Source organism: Actinomadura sp. NPDC048032 (genome assembly GCF_040653175.1).
GTDB lineage: Bacteria > Actinomycetota > Actinomycetes > Streptosporangiales > Streptosporangiaceae > Spirillospora > Spirillospora verrucosospora.
This window is the reverse complement of record NZ_JBEZJP010000091.1, coordinates 1-23804: the sequence shown is the minus strand read 5'-3', so window position 1 is coordinate 23804 and position 23804 is coordinate 1. Positions and strand designations below refer to the sequence as shown.

The 23804-nt window shown below is 73.9% G+C and carries 16 protein-coding genes; 11 read left to right on the top strand and 5 right to left on the bottom strand.

From position 1 onward, the window contains the following. Positions 1 to 89: 89 nt before the first annotated feature. Positions 90 to 719: a hypothetical protein gene (locus tag AB0C69_RS15185; protein WP_360353799.1), complete on the bottom strand. Its 630-nt coding sequence runs from the start codon at positions 717 to 719 to the stop codon at positions 90 to 92. A gap of 384 nt (positions 720 to 1103) precedes the next feature. Between AB0C69_RS15185 and AB0C69_RS15180 the strand changes: the two genes are divergently transcribed. From AB0C69_RS15180 to cydC, 6 genes are all read left to right on the top strand, one after another. Further along, positions 1104 to 2330 (top strand): helix-turn-helix domain-containing protein, encoded by a 1227-nt coding sequence (locus AB0C69_RS15180; protein ID WP_360353797.1) that lies wholly within the window; start codon positions 1104 to 1106, stop codon positions 2328 to 2330. 40 nt (positions 2331 to 2370) lie between these two features. Beyond that, complete coding sequence (locus AB0C69_RS15175; RefSeq protein ID WP_360353795.1) at positions 2371 to 3579, top strand: helix-turn-helix domain-containing protein; 1209 nt, start codon at positions 2371 to 2373, stop codon at positions 3577 to 3579. A 129-nt stretch (positions 3580 to 3708) separates the two neighbouring features. Further along, positions 3709 to 5127, top strand: coding sequence for a cytochrome ubiquinol oxidase subunit I (locus AB0C69_RS15170; RefSeq protein WP_360353793.1), 1419 nt, complete (start codon positions 3709 to 3711; stop codon positions 5125 to 5127). A gap of 26 nt (positions 5128 to 5153) precedes the next feature. After that, positions 5154 to 6266 (top strand): cytochrome d ubiquinol oxidase subunit II, encoded by a 1113-nt coding sequence (gene cydB / locus AB0C69_RS15165; protein ID WP_360353791.1) that lies wholly within the window; start codon positions 5154 to 5156, stop codon positions 6264 to 6266. A gap of 7 nt (positions 6267 to 6273) precedes the next feature. After that, complete coding sequence (cydD, locus tag AB0C69_RS15160) at positions 6274 to 7887, top strand: thiol reductant ABC exporter subunit CydD (RefSeq protein WP_360353789.1); 1614 nt, start codon at positions 6274 to 6276, stop codon at positions 7885 to 7887. Beyond that, entirely contained in the window at positions 7884 to 9563 is a 1680-nt protein-coding gene (gene cydC, locus AB0C69_RS15155) for a thiol reductant ABC exporter subunit CydC (protein WP_360353787.1), read from the top strand. The genes cydD and cydC overlap by 4 nt, the downstream gene beginning before the upstream one ends. Here the strand turns inward: cydC and AB0C69_RS15150 are convergent, their stop codons facing one another. Continuing rightward, positions 9564 to 11078 carry a cryptochrome/photolyase family protein gene (locus AB0C69_RS15150; RefSeq protein WP_360353785.1) on the bottom strand — a complete coding sequence of 505 codons (1515 nt, stop codon included), beginning with the start codon at positions 11076 to 11078 and terminating at the stop codon, positions 9564 to 9566. It lies immediately after the preceding gene. 167 nt (positions 11079 to 11245) lie between these two features. Between AB0C69_RS15150 and AB0C69_RS15145 the strand changes: the two genes are divergently transcribed. From AB0C69_RS15145 to AB0C69_RS15135, 3 genes are all read left to right on the top strand, one after another. Beyond that, complete coding sequence (locus AB0C69_RS15145) at positions 11246 to 12361, top strand: Vms1/Ankzf1 family peptidyl-tRNA hydrolase (protein ID WP_360353783.1); 1116 nt, start codon at positions 11246 to 11248, stop codon at positions 12359 to 12361. Positions 12362 to 12412: 51 nt separating this feature from the next. Beyond that, positions 12413 to 14140, top strand: coding sequence for a DNA polymerase/3'-5' exonuclease PolX (polX, locus tag AB0C69_RS15140; RefSeq protein WP_360353781.1), 1728 nt, complete (start codon positions 12413 to 12415; stop codon positions 14138 to 14140). A gap of 117 nt (positions 14141 to 14257) precedes the next feature. Next, entirely contained in the window at positions 14258 to 14749 is a 492-nt protein-coding gene (locus tag AB0C69_RS15135) for a DUF2267 domain-containing protein (RefSeq protein ID WP_360353779.1), read from the top strand. Between the two features lie 6 nt (positions 14750 to 14755). Here the strand turns inward: AB0C69_RS15135 and AB0C69_RS15130 are convergent, their stop codons facing one another. Then, entirely contained in the window at positions 14756 to 16306 is a 1551-nt protein-coding gene (locus tag AB0C69_RS15130; RefSeq protein WP_360353777.1) for a phosphoribosyltransferase, read from the bottom strand. 2 nt (positions 16307 to 16308) lie between these two features. Then, the gene (locus AB0C69_RS15125) at positions 16309 to 17190 is read right to left on the bottom strand and encodes a universal stress protein (RefSeq protein WP_360353775.1); all 882 of its coding nucleotides are present in this window, start codon (positions 17188 to 17190) and stop codon (positions 16309 to 16311) included. Positions 17191 to 17273: 83 nt separating this feature from the next. On the opposite strand from AB0C69_RS15125, the gene AB0C69_RS15120 reads away from it, so the two are divergent. Continuing rightward, positions 17274 to 20882 carry a hydantoinase B/oxoprolinase family protein gene (locus tag AB0C69_RS15120; protein WP_360353773.1) on the top strand — a complete coding sequence of 1203 codons (3609 nt, stop codon included), beginning with the start codon at positions 17274 to 17276 and terminating at the stop codon, positions 20880 to 20882. Here AB0C69_RS15120 and AB0C69_RS15115 read toward each other — a convergent pair. Further along, positions 20867 to 22060 carry a serine hydrolase domain-containing protein gene (locus AB0C69_RS15115; RefSeq protein ID WP_360353771.1) on the bottom strand — a complete coding sequence of 398 codons (1194 nt, stop codon included), beginning with the start codon at positions 22058 to 22060 and terminating at the stop codon, positions 20867 to 20869. The genes AB0C69_RS15120 and AB0C69_RS15115 overlap by 16 nt on opposite strands. Positions 22061 to 22369: 309 nt before the next feature. Here AB0C69_RS15115 and AB0C69_RS15110 point away from each other — a divergent pair, with 309 nt between their 5' ends. Then, the gene (locus AB0C69_RS15110) at positions 22370 to 23740 is read left to right on the top strand and encodes an erythromycin esterase family protein (protein ID WP_360353769.1); all 1371 of its coding nucleotides are present in this window, start codon (positions 22370 to 22372) and stop codon (positions 23738 to 23740) included. Positions 23741 to 23804 lie beyond the last annotated feature (64 nt).

Genomic DNA, 23804 nt, shown 5'->3' with positions numbered 1-23804 from the left:
CCGCAACCGCGTCGGCGTTTCCGGCTCGCCTGTGCGGTACGGAGGCCTAGGGGGTGGGCGACCTCCGCGGTCGTGCGCGGATCAGGGCGTCACGGGGAGGTGACGTTGATCTGCGGGAAGGTACCGCCGCTGTTCTTGACGATGTAGGCGCCGTTCAGCGAGGCGGAGTCCCCGTTGTGCGCGATGCCGAGGCAGCCCGAGGTGACGTTGCTGACCGTGAGCCCGCTGCCGGTGGCCGTCAGCTTGCCGGTGCTGTTGGTGTAGGTGCCGGCGGCCGTGCCGGCGATGTCCAGCTGGCAGAGCCCGCCCGCCGCCGAGGCGTGCGCGGAGATGCCGCTCAGGCTGCCCGGGGTGACGCCGCCCGACGTGGCGCCGGTGACGTTCACCTTCCAGGGGAGGGCCTTCGGCGTCACGGTGAAGGAGAACCCGCCGCCGTTGCAGTTGGTGAACGAGATCGCGCTGATCGTTCCGACCTGGAGCGGCGAGGCGCCGCTCGTGGTCCCGTTCGGGATGCTGCCGGAGCCGGTGGACGTGGTGCAGGTCACCGCGATGCCGGTGCTGGTGTCGGTGATGACGAGGTTGCCGGAGTTCGTGGCGGTCACCGAGCCGCCGTTCGTCACGGTCGCGGTGAGGTTGGCCGCGTGGGCCGGGGCGGCGAGGAACAGGGCGAGGGCGGAGGCGCTCGTGGCGGCGAGGGCCGCAGAGGTGATCTTGCGCACGGGAATGACCTTTCCTGGGGGTGGGACCGGGTGCCTGGGGAGAGGCACGGGCCTTCCTGCGTGGGTGGGTGTGAGCTCACCATTCACCTACTAGCCGGTACGGTAAGCGGAGATTTTCACGGCGGACAAGGTTCGGACGCGGGGTCGACGCCGATTCCGGCAAGGTCTGTCAACGGATGAGTAAATCGCTTCGCTGAGTTTGTGCGCCGATGAGGAGGCGCCGGGGGCCTCGAAGCGGTCGGACCGGAATACACCATGGAGCCTCACCGATACCGGCGACGCCGTTGACTTTCCGCAACAAATGCCTGTGAGTGACCCTATGACCTTTCACGCCGCCGTTCCGGGGCCTTTTCCGGCTAGGGGCCCATGGGTATTTTGAACGGCATGTCGCTTCCGGTGGGGCAGCCCGCTTCGGCGCTCGGACGGGAGGGCGCGCTCGTGCGACCCGAGCCGGCGCCTCCCGAACTCGTGGAGGTCCTGCGGTCCGGGCTCCCCGGACTGGCCGAGGAGATCTACACGGCCGTCCGCGCCACCGTCCCCGACTTCGCGGTCGCCGACGGCGGACCGCCCAGCCCGGAACGGGTCGTGCGGGAGGCCATGCGCACCTACGTGGCGCGCTTCGCCGATCCCGCGGAGCCGCTGGACGGGCTGCTGGAGCTGCTGCACTCGTTCGGCCGCAGGGAGGTCACGGGCAACCGGAGCCTGGAGACCCTGCACGCCGCGATCCACATCGCCTTCGACACCTCCTGGCACCGGATCACCGAGGTGTGCGTCCGCAACAAGGTGTCGGGTGCCGACCTGGCCCGCGTCGCCGAATTCCAAATGGCCTTCATGGACCAGATAATCGACCCGATAGTCGAGGCTTATCTGGACCAGGGACTGAAGGCGCCGGTCGACCTCGTCCATTCGCGCAGGCTGCTGATGCGGGGCCTTTCCACGCGCCCGGTCGCCTCCCGCGAGGCGATCGAGCACCTCGCCGCGAAACTCGGCTGGAACGTGCCGGAGACCGCGACGCCGGTCGCGGTCCGCCGCGGCACGCGGTGGCGGCCCGCCGCCGCGCGCCGCGACGTCCTGTCGGCCCTCGGCGGGACCGCGCCCTGGCTGCTCGTGCCCGGCGGGGTGGACGAGGCCCGGCGCGCCCTCCTCGGCGCGGCGCTCGACCGCGGGCCGGCCGTGGTCGGCCTGACCGTGCCGCTCGGCGAGATCCCCGACGCGCTGCGCTGGGCGCGCGGCGTGCTCGCCCTCGCCGAGGACGGCGTGATCGACCCCGCGCCGCTGATCCGCGCCGAGGACCACCTGCTGGACCTGTGGCTGACGTGCGACCCGCCCCTCGTGGAGGAGATCGCGCGGCGCCGGCTCGGCGGCCTGGCCGGCCTGCCCGAGGGCAAGCGGCGCGCGCTCACCGAGACGCTGCGGGTCTGGCTGGAGCAGTGGAGCACGGCGGCGGACGTCGGACGCCGGCTGCACCTGCACCCCCAGACCGTCCGGTACCGGCTCCGCCAGATCAGGAAGGAGATCGGCGGCCGGCTCGACGACCCCGAGACGCGCTTCGTCCTGGAGGCGGTCCTGAAGGCCCGCCGGCGGACGCCGCCGGGCCGCCCTGCCTCCTGAAACCCCGCCTCCTGACACCCACCCCCACGGAGCGTGTGCGATGCCGAGGCCGTTCTCTCCGGGCGGCTTGTCGCCGCAGGAGTCCGCCGAGCTGCGCGAGCTCGTCGCGGCGCTGTCGCCGGACGTCCGGACGACCGTCGTCCCGGGCCTGGTCGACGAGATCGTGGAGAGGATCCGCGCCGCGATCCCCGCCTACGCCCGGCCGCCCGGAAGCGCGTACAACCACGTCATCCGCATGGCCGTCGAACGCAACGTGCTGGGCTTCCTGGACTGGCTGGCCGACCCGGCGCAGCCGCTCGACCGCCGCGACGAGCTGTGCCGCAAGATGGGCGCGTTCGAGGTGATGGAGGGGCGCCCGCTCACGGTGCTCCAGTCGGCCTACCGTGCCGCGATGCAGGTGGCCTGGTCCCGGATCCGGGCGATGCTGGACGACCGGGTCGCGTCCGTCCTGGCGGTCTCGGCCCTCGCCGAGGCCGTGATCGCCTACATGGACGACGCGGCGGCCCTGTCCCGGGAGGGCTACGAGCGGGCCAAGGCGGAAGCGTGCCAGGCGCGCGACGACGCCCGGCTGGTCCTCCTGCGCGCGCTCGCCGGCTCCGCGTCGCCGGTCGAGCCCGACCCGGCCGCCGACTGGCCGCTCCCGGACGAGGTCACGCTCGTCGCCCTGCCCTCCGGGACGCTGCCCGTCTGCCCCCTGCTGGACGCCGACGTCCTGCTCGACCCGGCGGAACCGGCGCCCTACCTCCTCGTCCCCGGCCCGCTCACCGGCGACCGGCGGGCGATGCTCGAAGCGGCGCTGGCCGGGGAGCGCGCCGCGGTGGGCCTGACCGTCCCGCGCGCCCGCGCCGCCGACTCGCTCCGCTGGGCCAGGCGTCTCCTCGACCTGAAGGACGTCCTACACGACGGCACCCTCACCCTGTGCGAGGACCATCTGATGAGCCTGTGGCTGCTGGCCGACGGCGCGCTGATGGAGCAGATCACGCGCCGCGGGCTGGCGCCCCTCGCCCCGCTCAGCGAGCGGCGCAGGCTGCCGCTCGTCGACACGCTCGCCGTCTGGCTGCGGACCCGCGCGCCCGCGACGCGGATCAGCGAGGAGCTCGGTGTGCACGTGCAGACCGTCCGGTACCGGATGCGCGTGCTCGAACACCTTCTCGGCGACGAGCTCGCCGACCCCGGCACCCGGTTCGCCATCGAGGCCGCGCTGCGCACCCGCAGGCTCCGGGCCCGGCGCCTCGACGCGACAACTTGATCAACGATTGACCGCGGACTGCCTTTCTCCGGCCGGACGGCCGGGAAACCTGCCCAGTGCGCGCCCGCCGGGGGCGGCCTCCCGACGGCGCTCCGCCGCCGAGATCTCCGACGACGGGAAGGAAGCGGGGTGGAGACGACAGCGGTGCTCGACCGGTGGCAGTTCGCGGTCACCATCGTGTACCACTTCCTGTTCGTGCCGCTCACCATCGGCCTGGCCTGGTTCGTCGCGGGCATGCAGACCGCCTGGTACCGCACCGGCCGGGAGCACCACCTGCGGATGACGCGGTTCTTCGGGAAGCTCTTCCTGATCAACTTCGCGCTGGGGGTCGTCACCGGGATCGTGCAGGAGTTCCAGTTCGGCATGAACTGGTCGGTCTACTCCAGGTTCGTCGGATCGGTGTTCGGGGCGCCGCTGGCGATCGAGGGCCTGGTGGCGTTCTTCCTGGAGTCCACCTTCATCGGGCTGTGGCTGTTCGGCTGGAACCGGCTGTCCCCGCGCGTCCACCTCGCGATGATCTGGCTCGTGGTGGCGGGCACGTCGTCGTCCGCCTACTTCATCCTGGCGGCGAACAGCTGGATGCAGCACCCGGTCGGCTACGCGATGAAGGGCGGGCGCGCCGAGATGACGTCGCTCGGCGACGTCCTCCTCCAGCCGCTGCAGATCACCCACTTCTTCCACACGATCGCCGCCTCGCTGGTGACGGCCGGGCTCCTGGTCGTCGCCGTGGCCGCGTACCGGCTCCGCAAGGCCCGGCGGGAGGACGCCGGGCCGGACGACCCGGACGTGACGCTGTTCCGGGCCGCCGCGCACGGGGCGCTCTGGGTGACGGCGGTGGCGTCCGTCGTGGTGATCGGCGTGGGGCACTTCCAGGCGCAGCTCCTGGTCAGGTACCAGCCGATGAAGATGGCCGCGGCCGAGGCCCTGTACGAGACGCAGGCGCCGGCGCCGCTGTCCCTGCTGGCGATCGGGCCCTGGGAGAAGCACCCCGATCGCACCAACGTCGACATCGTCATCCCGCACGGCCTGTCGGTGCTGTCCACCAACGACTGGAACGGGGAGATCCGCGGGATCAACGACATCCAGCGCGAGTACGAGCGGCGGTACGGCCCCGGCGACTACACGCCGGTCATCGGCAGCGTCTACTGGTCGTGGCGGGTGATGCTCACCGTCGGGTTCCTCGTGCTGCTGTACAGCGCCGCGTGGCTGTGGACCATCCATCGGCGCGGGTGGGCGTCGCCCCGCTGGTTCGCGTGGACGGCCTACGCGTTCCTCGCGCTGCCGTTCCTCGCCAACACGGCCGGCTGGCTGGTCACCGAGATGGGACGCCAGCCGTGGATCGTCCACGGGCTGCTGAGGACGCACGACGCGATCTCCCCGACGGTCGGCACCGGCCACGTCATCGCCACGCTGGCCGGCTTCGCCGCCCTCTACGGGGTGCTCGCCGCGATCATGGGCTGGCTGATGGTCCGGGCGGTCCGCGCCGGCCCGGAACGCCCCGCCCCGGAGGTGACCCGCGAGGACGCGCTCCCGCCCATGCTCCACTGACCTGCCATCCGGAAGGTGCACTCACCATGGAGACCGCAGGGCATCTCGATCTCCAGACGCTGTGGTTCGTGCTGATCGCGGTGCTCTGGATGGGGTTCTTCCTGCTGGACGGCTTCGACTTCGGCGTCGGGATGCTCTACCCGTTCCTCGGCCGCGACGACCCGGAGCGGCACGCGCTGCTCGCCACGATCCTGCCCGTGTGGGACAGCTACGAGGTGTGGATCATCGTGGCGGGCGGCGCGACCTTCGCGGCGTTCCCCGGCTGGTACGCGAGCATGTTCTCCGGCTTCTACCTGGTGTTCTTCGGGATCCTCGTCGCGCTCATCGTGCGCGGCGTCGCGATCGAGTACCGCAACAAGCACGACGCGCCGTCCTGGCGCCGGCGCTGGGACGTCGCGATGCCGGTCTCCAGCCTGGCCATCCCGTTCCTGCTCGGCGTCGTGTTCGCCTCGATCACGCGCGGCGTGCCGATGGACCCGCGCGGCGAGGTCACCGGCGGGCAGGGCGTGCTGTTCGGCGGCTACTCGGTGCTGGCCGGGTGCGCGCTCGTGGCGGCGTTCGCGCTGCACGGCGCGCTGTTCCTCGCCGTCCGCACCCACGGCGGCCTCGAGGAGCGGGCGCGCGGCTTCGCGCTGGCGCTCTACCCGGTCGCGGCGGTGCTGCTGATCGGGTTCACGGTGTGGACGGCGGTGCAGGCGTCGTCGTCGGCGCCCTATCCCGTACCGGTCTACGCGCTGCTCGGGCTGGGCCTGGTCGCGGCCGCCGCGTCCGGGCCGCTGGCCCTGGTGAGGCGTCCGCTGGCCGCGTTCGCCGGGACGTCCGCCGCGACCGTGCTGCTGGTCGCCGCCCTGTTCGCCCGGCTGTACCCGCGGGTCATGGTGTCGTCCACGGCCGGTTCGCCCAGCCTGACGATCTACGGCACCGCGTCCAACCACTACTCGCTGGTGGCGATGACGATCATCGCCGGCGTCTTCGTGCCCGTCGTGCTCGTCTACCAGGTCTGGGCGCTGTGGGTCTTCCGGGCGCGGCTCTCGCGGGAGGACTTCGCGCGCCCGCCGACCCCGCTGCACATGATCACGCGGGGGGCGAAGGGGCCCGGGTCGTCGTCGGGGGGCGCGCCCGCCGAGGGCGGGGAGTAGGGCGCGGATGCGGGCGCTGGATCCCTGGCTGCCCCGGGACGTCCCCGGCGTCCGCCGGTTCCTGGCGGCGGCGGGGGCGGCCGCCGCGTGCTCGGCGGCGCTCACCGTCGCGCAGGCCGCGCTGTTCTCCCACCTCGTCGTCGCCGGTTTCCTCGGGGGCCGCGACGCCCGGGACGTCCTGCCCGCCCTGCTCGGCTTCGCGGGGGTGGGCGCGGCGCGCGCCGCTCTCGGCTGGGCGGCGGAGACCGGCGCCCGCACGGCCGCGTCCCGGATGGTCGGCGAGCTGCGCGGGCGGGTGCTGCGCCGGATCGTCCGGGCGCGCCCGGGGAGCGTGCCGTCCGGCGAGGCGGTGACCGTCACCACGGACGGCGTCGAGGCGCTGGAGGTCTACGTCGCCCGGGTCCTGCCGTCGCTGGCGACCGCCGCGCTCGCGCCGCCCGCGATCCTCGCGTGGGCCGCCTTCCGGGACGCCCCGTCGGCGCTGGTCATGGCCGCCACGCTGCCCCTCGTGCCGCTGTTCGGGGCGTTGATCGGCGCGTCGACCAGGGCGCGGACCCGAGAGCGGTGGCGGGCCCTCGCCCTGATGAGCGGGCACTTCCTGGACGTGGTGAGCGGGCTGACGACCCTGCGCGCGCACCGCCGGGGCCGTGCCCAGGCGACCGCGATCGCCGCTACCGGCGACCGCTACCGGCGGGAGACGATGCGCGTCCTGCGCACGGCCTTCCTGTCGGCGTTCGTCCTGGAGCTGGCCGCCACCCTCGGCACGGCGCTGGTCGCGGTCGGCGTCGGCCTCCGGCTGACGACCGGCGGCATCGGCCTGGAGGCGGGCCTCGCCGTCCTCGTCCTCGCGCCGGAGCTGTACGGGCCGCTGCGCGCCCTCGCGGCCGACTTCCACGCCGGCGCGGACGGCCTGACCGCGTCGCGGCGGCTGTCCGCGCTGCTCGTGCTGCCTCCCGCCGTGCCGCCCCCGGCGCGCCCTCGCCCGGCCGTGTTCGGGACCGTCCGGCTGGAGGACGTCACCGCCGCGTACGACGGCCCGCCCGTGCTGTCCGGGCTCTCGCTGGAGATCCGCCCCGGCGGGTTCACCGCGCTCGTCGGGGACAGCGGCGCGGGCAAGAGCACCCTGCTCGCGCTGCTCATGCGCTTCGTCGAGCCGGCGTCCGGGCTCATCACCGTGGACGGCGCTGACCTCGCCGGTTTCGACCCGGACGAATGGCGGCGCCTGATCGCCTGGCTTCCGCAGCGCCCGCGCCTGCGCCCCGGGCCGGTGCTGGAGGCGATCGCCCCGGCCGGGCCCGGCGGGATGAGCCCGGTCGCCGCGGCCGACCTCGCCGGAGCCGGGTCGCTGGTGCACCGCACGGTGGGCGAAGCGGGAGACGGGCTCTCCGCCGGAGAGGTGCGGCGCGTCGCCCTGGCGCGGGCACTGGCCCGTCCCGCGCCGCTCCTCCTGCTGGACGAGCCCACCGCCCACCTCGACCGGGCCACCGCCCGGCAGGTGACCGACGCCGTACTGGCCCTGAGCGGCCGGACGGTCGTGGTCGCCACCCACGACCCGCGGCTCGCCGCAAGCGCCGACCACGTGATCGACCTGCCCGTCTCCCGCGCGGAGGCCCTCACATGAGCCGGGGGCCGTTGGCGGAGTCGGTGGCGGCCGCGCGTCCGGTCGCGCACCGGTTCGCCGGGGCCGCGCTGTGCGGCGCCCTCGCCTTCGGGTCGGGCGTCGCCCTGATGGCGACCTCCGGTTACCTCATCTCCCGGGCCGCGCTCCGCCCGCAGGTCGTCGCGCTGGCCGTGGCGATCACGGCGGTGCGCGCGTTCAGCCTGGCGCGGGCCGCGTTCCGGTACGCCGAGCGCCTGGTCTCGCACGACGCGTCCCTGCGGCTGCTGCGGGAGCTGCGGGTGCGGTGGTTCCGGCGGCTGGAGCCGCTCGTCCCCGGCGGTCTGCCGGGCGCCCGGTCGGGCGACCTGCTCAGCGGGTTCGTCGCCGACGTCGAAGCCGTCCAGCATCTGTACCTGCGCGGGTTCGCCCCGCCGCTCGTCGCGCTGACCGTCGGCGCCGGGACGGTCGCCGCCCTCGCGTGGCTGCTTCCCGCCGCCGGGTTCTGGCTCGCGCTGGGGCTGCTCCCGGCCGCGCTCGTCCTGCCCGCCGCGGCCGCCGCGCTCATGCGCACCGCCGCGTCCCGGCGGACCGAGGCGCGGGCGGTGCGCGCCGCCGAGACCGTGGAGCTGCTGCACGGCGCCCCCGACCTGGTCGCCTTCGGGCGGGTGGACGAGCAGCTCGGCCGGATCGGCGCCGCCGACGCCGCCCTGGCCGGGATCGCGCGCCGCGACGCCCGCACCGCGGGCTTCACCTCGGCGTCGGTCACCCTGCTCACCGCCGCGGCGACGCTCGCCGTCCTCGTCGTGGGGCTGAACGCCGCCCATCGGGGCGCGCTGCCCGGAGTCCTGCTCGCCGCCCTCGCGCTGGCGGCCGCGGCGGCGTTCGAGGCCGTCCGGCCGCTGCCGGAGGCGGCCCGCGACCTGCTCACCGCGCACAGCGCCGCCGCCCGGCTGGACGCGCTGACCGCCTGTCCGGCGCCCGCCGCCGACCCGCCCCGCCCGCTTCCGGCGCCGCGCGGAGACCTGCTCCGGATGCGCGGCGTGCGCGCCCGCCACGCCGGGTCGCCCTGGGTGCTGGACGGCGTCGAACTCGATCTGCGCCCCGGCGAGCGGGTCGCGCTGCTCGGTCCGAGCGGCGCGGGCAAGAGCACGCTCGCGCACCTGCTCGTCCGGTTCCGCGACCCCGACGAGGGCGCCGTCACCCTCGACGGCCACGACCTGCGCGACTACGCGCAGGACGACGTCCGGCGCGCGGTCTGCCTGGTCGACCAGCACGCCCACCTGTTCGGCACCACGATCCGCGCCAACGTCGCGCTCGCCCGGCCGGACGCCGCCGAACCCGAGATCGTCGACGCGCTGCGCCGCGCCCGCGTCTGGGACTGGGTCTCCGGCCTCCCCGGCGGCCTGGACGCCCACGTGGGCGAGCACGGCGCCCGCGTCTCCGGCGGCCAGCGCCAGCGGATCGCGCTGGCCCGCGCCTTCCTGTCCGGCGCGCGGCTGCTGGTCCTGGACGAGCCGACCGCCCACCTCGACCCCGCGACCGCCCGCGACCTGCTCACCGACGTTCTGCGTGACACGTCCGGGACGGGGATCCTGCTCATCACCCACACACCGCCGCCGCCCGGAACCGCGGACCGGGTCCTGCACCTGCGGTCGGGCCGCCTCCAGGAGGCGGGCGCCGGAGGAGAAGACCCGTAGTCAGGGTGCGGCGCCGGGGTCGCGCCGCCGGGCGTCGCTCAGCACCTCGTCCAGGTCGCCGAGGCGGTCCATCTGCTTGACGGCGCGGGCGGTGCGGTGGTTGTGGGCCAGCCGCTCGCGGTGGCGGTGGACGAACTCCCAGTACCCGGCGGTGTAGGGGCAGGCACGCTCCCCCGTGCGTTCGGTGGGCCGGTACACGCAGGGGCCGCACAGGTCGCTCATGGTGTTGATGTAGGCGCCGCCCGAGGTGTACGGCTTTGTGGTGATCCGGCCGCCGTCGGCGTACTGCGACATGCCGATCACGTTGGTCAGCATCACCCAGTCGTAGCCGTCCACGAAGCAGCGGTGGAACCAGTCCGTCACCGCCGCCGGGTCCCAGCCGCGCTGGAGGGCGTGGTTGCCCAGGATCATCAGCCGGGGGATGTGGTGCACCCAGCCCCGGTCACGGACCTGCGCCAGGGTCGTCGAGAGGCAGCGGGCCCGGACGGCGCCGGCGTCCAGTTCGGCGAACCAGCCCGGCAGCGGCGCGTCGTGGCCCAGGGCGTTGGACTCGCGGTAGCGGGGGCCGAAGTGCCAGTAGAGGTTCCACATGTACTCGCGCCACCCGGCGACCTGCCGGACATAGCCCTCGACGGAGTTGAGCGGCGCGTCGCCCGCGCGGAAGGCGGCCTCGGCGGCCTCGACGCACTCGGCCGGGTCGAGCAGCCCGAGGTTGAGCGACGCGGACAGCAGGCTGTGGCTCATGGCCCAGTCCTCGGCCAGCACCGCGTCCTCCCACAGGCCGAAAGTGGGAAGGCGCTTCTCCACGAAGGCGCGGAGGGCGCGCCGGGCCTCGGCGCGGGCGGCCGGGAAGAGCCTCGGGCCGTCCCGGCCGACGAACGAGACGTCCCCGCTCCGCTCCCAGCGGTCCAGGTCGGCCCTGACCCGCTCGTCGATCTCGTCTTCGCGCGGGCGGTAGGGGGCGGGCACCGGCAGCCTCGCCTCGCCCTTGGGCGGGGGTTCGCGGTTCTCCCTGTCCAGGTTCCATTTCCCGCCGACGGGCTGGTCGCCGTCCATCAGCAGGTCGTGGTCCTGGCGCACCTGCCGGTAGAAGCCCTCCATCCGCAGCCGCCCGCCGGCGGACTCCGCCCACCGGCCGAACGCGTCCGGCTGAACGAGGAAACCGCGCGGCGGAAGGACCTCCACCTGCCGGAGGCCCCGCACGAAGGCGAGGGCCGCGTGGGACGTGGGGTGGTGGACGGTCACCGGGGCGCCGCCCACGGCTCGTTCCAAGCCGTCGCGGTACGTCTCCGCCTGGACGTAGCGGACGCGGTCCCCGAGTTCGGCCGCGCGGTGCCGCATCGCGGACAGGACCAGGTGCGCCTTGGCGCGGTGGAAGCGGCGCCGCCGGAGGACCGCCCGCGACTCGATCATGACGATCTCGGCGTCCGGCCGCAGGAAGTGCGGGCCCAGCTGGTCACCGAACAGCCAGTGGAAGCGGGCGGCCGAGCGGTCCTTCGAGCGGTCGTGGGCCACGCGGATCCTCCCCCTGGACGCCCGGACTCCCGCTCAGTGTGGTGCACGGCCCGTCGCGGACGAAGGCGGCGCGCGACGCCGTCCGTTACGGGCGGACTCACGAAGGTCCGGCGACCTGCGGACTTTCGTCCCTAATCGGACGCAGGCCCGCTGTACAGGCTGTCTACATGAAGCCGGACGAGACAATCGCCAGCGAGACCCTGCGTCGGCTCTGCTCCGAAGGGCCGGTGACCTCGGTCTACTTCAACCTGACCGCGCCTCCCGGGGAGGAGGACGCCGCGCTGCGCTGGGAACGCCTGGCCAGACGGCTCCGCGCGCAGGGGGCCGACGGCGCCGTCGTGGAAGCGCTGGGCCGGCTGGTCGCGAGGGCGGAGCCGGGGTCCGGAACGCTCGCCGCGTTCGCCTCCGACGGCGACCCGGAGCCCGTCGGGGTCGAGATGGCGGACGCGCGGCAGCCCGATCTCGCCGTCCGCGGGCCCCTGCCGCGGCTCCTACCAATGCTGGCGTGGCTCCAGGAGCGTCCGCCGTACGTGCTCACCCTCGTCGACCGCAAGGGCGCCGACATCGAGACGTGCCGGGGCGGGACGAGGACCGCGACCACGAGGACGATCGACGGCCCCGACGACGAGATCGTGCGCAACGCGCCGGGCGGCTGGTCCCAGTCGCGCCACCAGCACCGCGCCGAGGACTCCTGGGAGCACAACGCGACCAGGGTGGCGCACGCGCTCGCGGACGACCTCGCCGAGACCGGCGCCCACGTGCTGCTCGTCGGCGGCGACGTGCGCGCCGTCCAGTACCTCACCAAGCACCTTCCCGAGGGCGTCCGCCATGAGGTGTCCGTCGGCCACGTCTCCGGAGGGCGGAACCGGGACGGCGCGCGGCGGCGCCGCCAGACGCAGGTCCGGGACCACGTGACCCGGTGGGCGGACGACGAGACCCGCGGGCTGCTCGAACGGCTGGACGAGGCGCGGGGCCCGTCCGGCCTCGCGGTGGAGGGCGCGGCCGCCACCCTGCGGGCGCTGGCCCGCGGCCGGGTCGGCACGCTGCTGGTCGCCGACGACCCCGCCGACCGGCGGACGGCCTGGTTCGGCCCCGCGCCGACGCAGGTGTCCGACCGGCGGGCGACCTTCGCCGAGTCGGGCGGAGGGCCGGTGGAGCACGGCCGGCTGGTGGACGTCGCCGTCCGCGCCGCGGTGCTCACCGGAGCCGAGGTGCGCGTCCTCGAACCCGGGGCGCCGGACCTTCCCGCGCAGGGCATCGGCGCCCTGTGCCGCTATGCCTGAACTGCCGGGACCTCCGAGGCTCCGCGGCCAGGGTGAGGGGACGGATGTGCCATGCGCGTCAACGACGAGGTGGGAGCCCTCCTGGACGAGTACGCCGACCTGCTGGCGATCACCGGCGGGGAGGCGTTCAAGGTGCGCGTCTACCAGAAGGCGGCCCGGTCGGTGGCGGGCGACCCCGCGGACCTCGCGCGCCTGGACGACGCGGGCCTGCGGGGCATCCCGAACGTGGGGAGATCGATCGCGACGAAGATCGAGGAGTACCTGTCCACCGGGAGCATCCACGAGCTGGAGGAGCTGCGGGCGCGGATCCCGGCGGGCGTCCGGCAGCTGACGCTGGTACCGACGCTCGGCCCGAAGAAGGCGATGGTCCTCTACCACGAGCGCGGCATCGACTCGGTGGAGGCGCTGGCACGGGCCCTCGACACCGGGCGCCTGCACGGCCTGGCCGGCTTCGGAGCCAGGACCGAGGAGAACCTGCGGCACGGGATCGAGATCCTGGACAAGGCGGGGCAGCGGGTGCCGCTCGGGACGGCGATGGAGCTGGCCGAGACCATCGTCGCCGGCCTGGCGGCGGTCGCCGGCTGCGAGAGCTGCGCGTTCGCCGGGTCCCTGCGGCGCATGAAGGACACGGTCGGGGACATCGACGTGCTCGCCACGTCCGACCGCCCGGCGGAGCTGATGCGGTCCTTCACGGCGCTGCCGCTGGTCGAGCAGGTCATCGCGGCCGGGGACACCAAGACCTCCATCAGGACCGGCTCCGGCCTCCAGGTGGACCTGCGGGTGGTGCCGCCCGAGGACTGGGGCGCGGCCCTGCAGTACTTCACCGGGTCCCGGGCGCACAACATCCGCACCCGGGAGATCGCCGTCCACGCCGGGCTCAAGCTGTCGGAGTACGGGCTGTTCGACGTCGAGAGCGGAGCCAAGATCGTGTCAGCGGCGGAGGAGGAGGTGTACGCCAGGCTCGGCCTGCCGTGGATCCCGCCGCCGCTGCGCGAGGACGGCGGGGAGATCGAGGCGGCGCTGCGCGGGGAACTGCCCGACCTGGTCGCCGAGACCGACGTCCGCGGAGACCTGCACACCCACACCGACCTGTCCGACGGGCTGGCCGGCCTGCCGGACATGGTCGCCGCCGCCGCGGCGCGCGGGTACTCCTACTACGCCGTCACCGACCACGCGCCGGGCCTGGCCATGCAGCGGATGACCGACGAGAAGACGCTGGCGCAGCGCGAGGAGGTCCGCGCGCTGGACGGCCGGTGCGGCGGCATGCGGGTGCTGCACGGCACCGAGCTCAACATCGACCCCGACGGCGGCGTCGACTGGCCCGCCGACTTCCTCGCCGGGTTCGACGTGTGCGTCGCCTCGGTCCACTCCCACTTCGACCAGCCGAGCGAGCGGATGACGCGGCGGCTGGTGCGCGCCTGCGAGAACCCCTTCGTCGACGTCCTCGGCCATCCCACCGCCCGGCAGATCGGCCGGCGCCCGCCGGTGGAGGCCGACTGGGACGAGGTGTTCGCCGCGTGCGCGCGCACCGGCACCGTCCTGGAGATCGACTCGTCTCCCGACCGGCTCGACCTGCCCGCCGAGCACGTCCGCCGCGCCCGCCGCCACGGCGTCAGGTTCGCCGTCGACACCGACGCCCACGCCGTCCCCCACCTGGCGCACCTGCGCTACGGCATCGGCACGGCGCAGCGCGGCTGGCTCACCGCGGGCGAGGTCGTCAACACCTGGCCCGCGGCCGAGCTGATCGCCTTCCTGCGGGCGCACCGCCCGCCCTCGTAGCCGCCGGACCTGCGGAAACACGTCCCACCTGGGGACCTTCGTCCCTGCCGCGGCGCGCTCGGGCGGCGGCACGCTGGAATGGTCCGTGTTCGCCGAGACCGCTCTGGAGCCGTTGCGATGACGTTCACAGGGATACAGGGGCTGGATCGGAGCATCGACACCACCAACCGGTGGATCGCCGATGTGGCCGAAGCGTTCGGTACCGAGGACCGCCGGTTCGCCTACCGGGCGCTCCGCGCCTGGATGCACACGCTGCGCGACCGGCTGACGGTCGAGTCGGCGGCGCATCTGGCCGCCCAGCTGCCGGAACTGCTGCGCGGGGTGTACTACGACGGGTGGAGCCCAGGCCACGTGCCCCGCAAGTACGACCTGCGCGAGGTCACCGTCCACTACGCCGAGCAGGCGCGCATCGGACGCGACGACGTGCCCAAGACGGCGGCGGTCGTCACCGAGGTCGTGTCCTCCAAGATGGCGCCGGGAGGCGTCGAGCAGGCGCTGTGGAAGCTGCCCGAGGAACTCCGCAGGCTGTTCCAGCCGGGCGGCGAGCCCGAGGAGCGCGCCGCGGCACGTTCCGGGGCCCGCGCGTCGGCGCCCAGGGCGGTCATGTGAGGCCGGTCAGCGCAGGGAGGCGAGGAACCAGTCCGTGGCGTGCGCGGTCACTGCCTGGAGGGCGCCCGGCTCCTCGAACAGGTGGGTGGCGCCCGGCACGACCGCCAGCCGGTTCTGGCAGCGCATGCGCCGCTGCGCCCGCTGGTTGAGGCCGAGCACCTGCCGGTCCTCACCGCCCACGATCAGCAGCGTGGGGGCGCGGACGTCACGGAGGCGGCGTTCGGCCAGGTCCGGGCGCCCGCCGCGGGAGACGACGGCGAAGACGTCGGCGCCGGGCTCGGCGGCGGCCCACAGCGCCGCCGCCGCGCCGGTGCTCGCGCCGAAGTAGCCGACGCGGGCGCCGGCGGTCTCCGGCCGGTCGCGGAGCCAGCCGGTGGCGGCGACGAGCCGGGCGGCGAGCATGCCGATGTCGAAGACGTTGCCGCGGTCGAGCTCCTCCCCGCCGGTCAGCAGATCGAACAGCAGCGTGCCGAGGCCCGCCCGGTTGAGCCCGGAGGCGACCAGCCGGTTCCGCGGACTGTGCCTGCTGCTCCCGCTGCCGTGCGCGAACGCCACGACGCCCCCGGCCCCCTCGGGGACGGTGAGATGCCCGGTGAGCTCCACGAACCCGCCGTCGATCCACACCTCCTCGTCGACGGCCGGCGGATCGTCCGCATCAGGATCGGATGCCCGGGACGAGCCGGTACCTCCACCGGGCGCGGCGCCGCCGCCGGGGTTGGTCGCCCCGCCCGGATGGACGGCCCCGCCAGCGTCGGCGGCTCCGCCCGAGCCGCCCGCTCCGTACGGGCTGACCCAGCCGAGCTCCGAGGCCGCCCCGGGGTTGGTGGCTCCGCCGGGGTGGGAGGCGCCGGAGGGGTTCGCGGTTCCGGGAGGCTCGGCGTTTCCGGCCGGGTCGGAGTCGTTCCGGGCGTTGGGCGGCGGCGTCGCGGCGCGTTCCAGGAGCTCGACCACCTCGCCGTCGGACGTCTGGCCGAACTCGCGGTACCACTGGCCGACGGCGTGGAAGAGGTCCGGCTCCAGGAGGCACACCACGTCGTCGGCGACCCGGCGCAGACCGGCGAGGGTGTCGGGCGAGCCGACGGGGACCGCCAGGACCACGCGGCGGGCGCCCTGGGCGCGGGCGACCTGGCAGGCGGCGCGCGCGGTGGCGCCGGTGGCGACGCCGTCGTCCACGACGACGGCCGTGCGGCCGCTCACCTCGGCACGGGGGCGGCCGCGGCGGAAGCGTTCGACGCGGACGTCCAGTTCGGCCTGCTCGCGCCGTCGCGCGTCGGCCAGGTCGGCCTCGCCGAGGCCCGTGAGACGGACGATCTCGTCGTTGACGATCAGAACGCCGCCCTCGCCGATGGCGCCCATGGCCAGCTCGGGCTGGAACGGCACGCCCAGCTTGCGGACGACGATCACGTCCAGCGGCGCGCGCAGCCCCCGCGCGACCTCGAACGCGACGGGCACCCCGCCGCGCGGCAGCCCCAGCACGACGGCGTCCGAGTCGCGCAGATCGTCCAGCCGCTCGGCCAGGCGCCGTCCGGCGTCGGCGCGGTCGTCGAAGTCCAGCATCGTCACCTCCCGGGTTCGGGTGCGGGCACCACCGCCACCGGGCAGCGGGCCTCGTGGAGCGCGACCTGGGGCACCGGTCCCAGGAGCATCGGGGGCGGCGAGCCGATCCCCCTGACGCCGACGACCAGCATGGCGGCGCCGTGGGAGGCGCTGACCAGGGCCCGCCGCGGGGAGTCCAGGACGAACCTGGTCTCGATCAGCACCTCGGGATGCCCGGTCCGCCACGGCGCGACGGCCCGCTCGAAGCGCGTGATCGCCTCGTGCCTGATCGCCTGCGGATCGATGAAGGGCACCCGGTCGGGTCCGGGCAGGGTGGCCGGGTCCCACCAGGAGCAGACCGCCGTCACCGGGTCGTGGTGCAGCGCGGCCTCCTCGACGGCGAAGCCGAGCGCAGCGTCGCCGGCCGGCGAACCGTCCACGCCTGCCACGATCCGCCCGCCGTCCAGCCGCGCGGGCGAACGCACGACGACGACCGGGCAGGACGCCTGGGCCGCCACCTGGACCGCTGTGGAGCCCACCGGGAGCCCCTGGAACCCGCCGTGGCCGCGCGAGCCGACCACGACCATGACGGCGCCGCGGGACGCCCTCAGCAGCGCGCCCGCGGCCGACCCCTGCTCCAGGCACCAGCGGACCTCCAGGTCACCGGCGAGGGCGCGGGCCTTGCGCACGCCCTCGTCGGCCACGATCGCGCCCTCGCTCCGGACGACCTCCAGGGTCTCCTCGTCCGCCGGACGCATCGGGTAGGGCCAGTGCCACACGTGGCAGACGGTGAGGGCGAGGCCGCGGAGCCGGGCCTCTCCCGCCGCCCACCGGAGCGCCTGCTCCGCGGCGGGCGACCCGTCGTAGCCGATCAGGATGGAGCGCATCCGGTTGTGGTCCTCCATCGGCCGTCTCCCTCCTCTACCGCGGGGTGTTTCCATCCTCACCGAACGGAAACGCCCAGGTAGAGGCGGTTTCGGAGGTCGCGATGGCGGCGCGCTGGGAGTTCTGGATCGATCGCGGCGGCACGTTCACCGACGTGGTCGCCCGGCGGCCGGACGGCGCGCTCGTCACCCACAAGCTCCTCTCCGAGGACAGGGACCGCTACCAGGACGCCGCCGTCGCCGGGATCAGGCACCTCCTCGGGGTCGCGCCCGGCGCGCGCGTCCCGGCGGAGCTGATCGCGGGCGTGCGGCTCGGCACGACGGTGGCGACGAACGCCCTGCTCGAACGGACGGGCGAGCCGACCGTCCTGGTCATCACCGAGGGCTTCCGCGACGCGCTGCGGATCGCCTACCAGAACCGGCCGCGCATCTTCGCCCGGGAGATCGTGCTGCCCGAGCTCCTCTACGCGCGGGTGATCGAGGCGAGGGAGCGGATCGACGCGCACGGGCGGGTCCTGGTGCCGCTGGACGAGGCCGCGGTCGAGCGCGAGCTGCGCGCCGCCTACGACGACGGGTTCCGTTCGGTGGCGATCGTGTCGATGCACGCCTACCGGCAGCCCCTCCACGAGATCGCCATCGGGCTGATCGCGCGCCGGATCGGCTTCCCCCAGGTCTCGGAGTCGCACGCGACGAGCCCGCTGATGAAGCTGGTCTCGCGCGGCGACACCACCGTCGTCGACGCCTACCTCTCGCCCATCCTGCGCCGGTACGTGGACCAGGTGTCCGCGGAGCTGGAGGGCGCACCGATCATGTTCATGCGGTCCAGCGGCGGGCTCACGGAGGCGCACGCGTTCCGCGGCAAGGACTCGATCCTGTCGGGTCCGGCGGGCGGCATCGTCGGCATGGCGCGCACGTCGGCCGCGGCGGGCTTCCACCGCGTCATCGGCTTCGACATGGGCGGCACGTCCACCGACGTCTCGCACTACGCGGGCGAGTTCGAGCGCCGGTACGAGACGCAGGTGGCGGGGGTGCGGATGCGGGCGCCGATGCTGAGCATCCACACGGTCGCGGCCGGCGGCGGCTCGGTGCTGCGCTTCGACGGCGGCCGGTACCGGGTGGGCCCCGACTCCGCAGGCGCCGACCCCGGGCCCGCCTGCTACCGGCGCGGCGGCCCGCTCACCGTCACCGACGCCAACGTGATGCTGGGACGGATCCGGCCCGAGCACTTCCCGCACGTCTTCGGCCCGGACGGCGACCGGCCCCTCGACGCCGGGATCGTGCGGGACCGCTTCGCCGCCCTGGCCGGCGGGATCGGCGACGGCCGCCCGCCCGAGGACGTCGCCGCCGGGTTCCTGCGCATCGCGGTCGCGAACATGGCCAACGCCATCAAGAAGATCTCCGTCCAGCGCGGCTACGACGTCACCGGGTACGTGCTGGCCACCTTCGGCGGGGCGGGCGGCCAGCACGCCTGCGCGGTCGCCGACGCCCTCGGCATGCGCCGGGTGCTCGTCCATCCGCTGGCGGGGGTGCTGTCGGCGTACGGGATGGGCCTGGCGGACGTCACGGCCATGCGGGAGCACGCGGTGGAGGAGCCGCTGGGCGAGGACCTGCTGCCCGAACTGGACACGATCCTCGGGAGCCTGGAGCGTGACGCGCGCGATGAGCTGCGGGGCGAAGGGACGGACGCCGGGCACGTGGCCCACCGCGCCCACCTGCGCTACGCGGGCACCGACACCGCCCTGCCGGTGCGGGCCGGGACGGTGGAGGCGATGGTCGCCGAGTTCGAGGAGGTCTACCGGCGCCGCTTCTCCTTCCTCATGCGCGACAAGCCGATCGTCGTGGAGGCGGTGTCGGTCGAGGCGGTGAGCGGCGGCGACCGGGCGGCCGAGACGCCGGTCGCCGGGGCCGGCGAAGGTCCGGCCGAGGCGGAGCGCGTCCCGATGCACGTCGACGGCGCGTGGCGCGACGTCGACCTGTACCGGCGGGAGCGGCTGCGGCCCGGCGACGCGGTCCGGGGCCCGGCGATCATCGTGGAGGCCAACGCCACGACGGTCGTCGACCCGGGGTGGCGGGCCGCGGTGAACGACCTCGGGCACCTGCTCCTGGACCGGGTGGCGGCCCGGCCCGGCGGGCGCGCCGTCGGCACCGGGGCCGACCCCGTCATGCTGGAGATCTTCAACAGCCTGTTCATGTCGATCGCGGAGCAGATGGGCGTCCGGCTGCGCGCCACCGCGCACTCGGTCAACATCAAGGAGCGGCTGGACTTCTCCTGCGCGGTCTTCGACGCGGGCGGGGGGCTCATCGCCAACGCGCCGCACATCCCCGTCCACCTCGGCTCGATGGGGGCGTCCATCAGGGAGCTCGTCGAGCGCCGCCGCGCCGCCGGGGGCATGCGTCCGGGCGAGGTCTACGTGCTCAACGACCCCTACCACGGCGGCACCCACCTGCCGGACGTCACCGTCGTCACGCCGGTCTTCCTCGGGGACGTCGAGTCCGGGGCGGCCGCGGACGAGGCCGCCGAGATCTCCTTCTTCGTCGCGTCCCGGGGCCACCACGCCGAGATCGGCGGCATCACGCCGGGATCGATGCCGGCCTTCAGCACGCGGGTGGAGGAGGAGGGCGTCCTGATCGACAACTGGCTGCTGGTCGAGGGCGGCCGGCTGCGGGAGGACGCGACGGTCGGGCTGCTGACCTCGGCGCCCCACCCGTCCCGCAACCCGCTCGACAACCTCGCCGACCTGCGCGCCCAGATCGCCGCCAACGAGAAGGGCGTCGGCGAGCTGCGCGACATGGTCCGCCACTTCGGCCTGGACGTCGTGCACGCCTACATGCGCCACGTCCAGGACAACGCGGAGGAGGCGGTCCGGCAGGTGATCACCGCGCTGCGGGACGGCTCGTGCGCCTACGAGCTGGACGACGGCGCGGTGATCGAGGTCGCGGTCCGGGTCGACCGCGGCGCCCGGACGGCGGAGATCGACTTCACCGGCACCTCGCCCCAGTCGGCGGGGAACGCCAACGCGCCCTCGTCGGTGGCGATGGCCGCGGTGCTGTACGTGTTCCGCACGCTGGTGGCCGAGGACATCCCGCTGAACGCGGGGTGCCTCACGCCGCTGCGCGTCACGATCCCGCCGGGCTCGATGCTCGCGCCGCGGTATCCGGCGGCCGTGGCGGCGGGCAACGTCGAGACCTCCCAGGCCGTGACCGGCGCCCTGTACGCCGCGCTGGGGGTGATGGCCGAGGGCTCCGGCACGATGAACAACGTCACCTTCGGCAACGCGCGCCACCAGTACTACGAGACGGTGGCCGGCGGGTCCGGCGCCGGCGACGGCTTCGACGGCGCCGACGTCGTCCAGACCCACATGACCAACTCCCGGCTCACCGACCCCGAGGTGCTGGAGTGGCGCTACCCCGTCCTGCTGGAGGGCTTCGGGATCCGGCGCGGGAGCGGCGGCGCGGGGCGGTGGCACGGCGGCGACGGCGGACGGCGGCGCATCCGCTTCCTCGAACCGATGACGGTCACCACGCTGTGCAGCCACCGGCGGGTCCCGCCGTACGGGATGGCCGGCGGAGGCCCTGGCGCGCTGGGCCGGCAGTGGGTCCAGCGCGCCGACGGCTCCGTGGCGGCGATGGAGGGCCGCGACTCCCTGCACGTCGGCGCCGGGGACGTCTTCGTCATCGAGACGCCCGGCGGCGGCGGCTACGGCGCGGCGTGAGCCCTCGCGGAGCAGTATTCGGCGGTCACCGCCTGCTCGGTGAGCCGGACCTGGTTGACGGCGTCGGTGGTGAAGACGAACGACATCGAGTGCCGGCCGCCTCGCGTGCTGCCCGTCCAGGTCTCCCAGCCGTCCAGGGTGCCGCCGTTGCCGTACACCTTCACGCCGCACGGCGGTGTGGCGATGACCGCCCCGAGTCCGTAGCGGAACATGTCGCTGCCGGGGTAGGGCTGCGACCCGGGGACGGGACGGAGCATCGCCCGCAGGAGCCGTCCGGGCAGGAGCCGTCCGCCGAGCAGGGCGGAGTCGAACCGGTCGAGGTCGCCCACCGTGGAGATCATGTCGCCCGTGGCGCGCGCGAAGGTGGTGTTGACCTCGGTGGTGTCCCTCAGCTCCGCCGGGTCGTCCGCCACGGGCGTGTACCCGTGCAGGTGCGGGCCGCGGATCCGCGGGTCCGTGCCCGGGAAGTAGGTGCTGCGCAGGTGCAGCGGCCGGATGATCCGCCTGTTGATCTCGCGGACGTACGTCCGCCGGGTGACGCGCTGGATGATCATGCCGAGCAGCACGTAGTTGGTGTCGGAGTAGTGCCAGGAGGTCCCGGGCGGGAAGTAGGGCGGGAGCTCCAGCCCCGCCTCCGCCAGTTCGCGCAGGGTGAAGTCGTGCCGCGGGTCGGTGACCGCGATCTCCTCGACGCGGGGGTTGTCGGTGTAGTCGGCGATGCCGCTCGTGTGGTCGAGCAGCATCCGCACGGTGATCTTGTCGCCCTGGTAGCCGTTGCCCTCGACGACGCCGGGGATCACCTGGTCGACGGTGTCGCTCAGGCGCAACCGCCGTTCGGCGACGAGCTGCAGGATCACGGTCGCCACGAAGATCTTGGTGATGCTGCCGACCCGGAACTTCATGTACGCCCGCGGCGGGCGCCGGGTCGTGAGGTCGGCGACCCCGCTGGAGAGGTTCAGGATCCGGTGCGGCGTCAGCGACTGCGCGAGCGCGCCCGGAGCCCCCTCCCGCACGGCCTCGTCCAAGACGGCCTGGAGAGCCCTGCCTGACCCGCCGCCACCGGTCTCGTCCATCGGCTGCACCGCCGCCGCGTTGCCGGCGGTACTCACCGCGACCGTGAGGGCCAGGGCGGCGGAGGCGATGCCCCCGGCACGCGTGCATGTCCTTAGAGTCATCATGTTGTCACTCTAAGTGATGACATGGTGACCTGCCGCGCGCGGAGTGACCGCGGGTTCCCCTCCGGACCCGACGTCGGCGGAAGGCCCGCAGATTAGGGATATGGGCTGGATAAACGCCATTCGACCGACCTCGATGCAAGGTTTACCTTTTCCGGGCGGTGACCAGAGATCACGAATGGAAAGATCACCTCGGGCCGCACATCGTGGGGCCCGCATCGTTCCACGTCCCGTGAACGTCCCGCCTCCACGCGCGGCGCGCGAGCCGGACGTCTCACCCGATACGCTCCACCTTTTGCGAGGTCGGCAGATATGTTAATTCTCCGCGCCGGTAAACTCCCGGCATTCGTCGCCGCGCTGGCGCTCGGCGTGGGCTCGCTCACGCCGTCGCCCGCGTCCGCCCGGCAGTCCCTCCCCGAGAACGAGCGGGCGGTGGTGCGGGCGCTCGACCGGGGCGCGCATCCCCTGCTGACCACCGAGCCGACCGACGACACGCGCGACCTGCACGCGCTCGGCCGGATGATCGGCGACACCCCCGTGGTGGGGCTGGGCGAGGCCACCCACGGAACGCACGAGTTCTTCAGCCTCAAGCAACGCGTCTTCGAATACCTGGTCAAGGAAAAGGGATTCACGACGTTCATGCTGGAGCTGAACTGGGGCACCGGGCTCCGGCTCAACGAGTACGTCCTGCGCGGCAAGGGCGATCCGGCCGCGATCATGCGGCAGGAGTTCCAGCAGAACTACCGCCTGTTCGCCAACGAGGACTACCTGCGGCTCATCAGGTGGATGCGGCACTACAACACCGAGCACCCGAAGCGGCCCGTGCAGTTCATGGGCGACGACGTCTACTTCACGAACATCGTGATCTTCCAGCAGATCTTCCGGTACGTGCGCGAGCGCGGCCGCCCCGATCTCGTCCCGAAGCTCAGGGCCCTCTACGACGGGCTGATCCCGACCACCGACCTCAACACCTGGGAGCGGCGGTACGACGCCAAGCCCAGGCGGGAGCGCCTGAGGGTGCAGCGCCAGGCGGCGCAGGCCCTGCGGCTGGTCGAGAGCCTGCGCCGGGGCGCGCCCCGGAAGGCCGCGGAATGGGCCGAGCAGCAGGCGAACGTCGCGTTCTGGATCGCCAAGACGCACGCCGCCGAGGACTTCTCGGGACCGCGCGACGAGGCCATGGCGCTGAACACCGTGTGGTGGTACCGCCACATGAAGAGCAAGACCCTGCTCTCCGCCCACAACGCCCATGTCGGGTACCTGGGAGAGTTCCCGCCGCACACGTTCAAGCGGCAGGGAACCTGGCTGCGCCAGATCCTCGGCTCCCGCTACCTCGCCATCGGCGGCAGCTTCTACAAGGGGACGTTCACGGCGCTCGACGAGAACACCGGTTTCATCCGGAGGTTCACCGTGGGCCCGCCGCCGCCGATCAACGCCGAGCAGGTGCTGAACCGCGTGCCCTTCCCCAAGTACTACCTCGACATGCGCACCGTGGACCAGCCGGCGCGCTCGTGGCTGAGGCAGGAGCACCAGGTCCGGTACATCACGGCGGTGTACTCGCCGACGGCCGTGGAGGAGAACGACATCACGCAGTCGTTGGGGCTCACCTACGGCCTCCTGGTGGAGCTGCGCGACACCACACCGTCCAACCTGATCCCGGGGATCCCGCTCGGGCCGGGTCACTAGGGTCCGCGGGCGGGCCGGGTCCTGCGGGGCCCGGCCCGCCCTGCACGGTCACGACGCCCGGGTG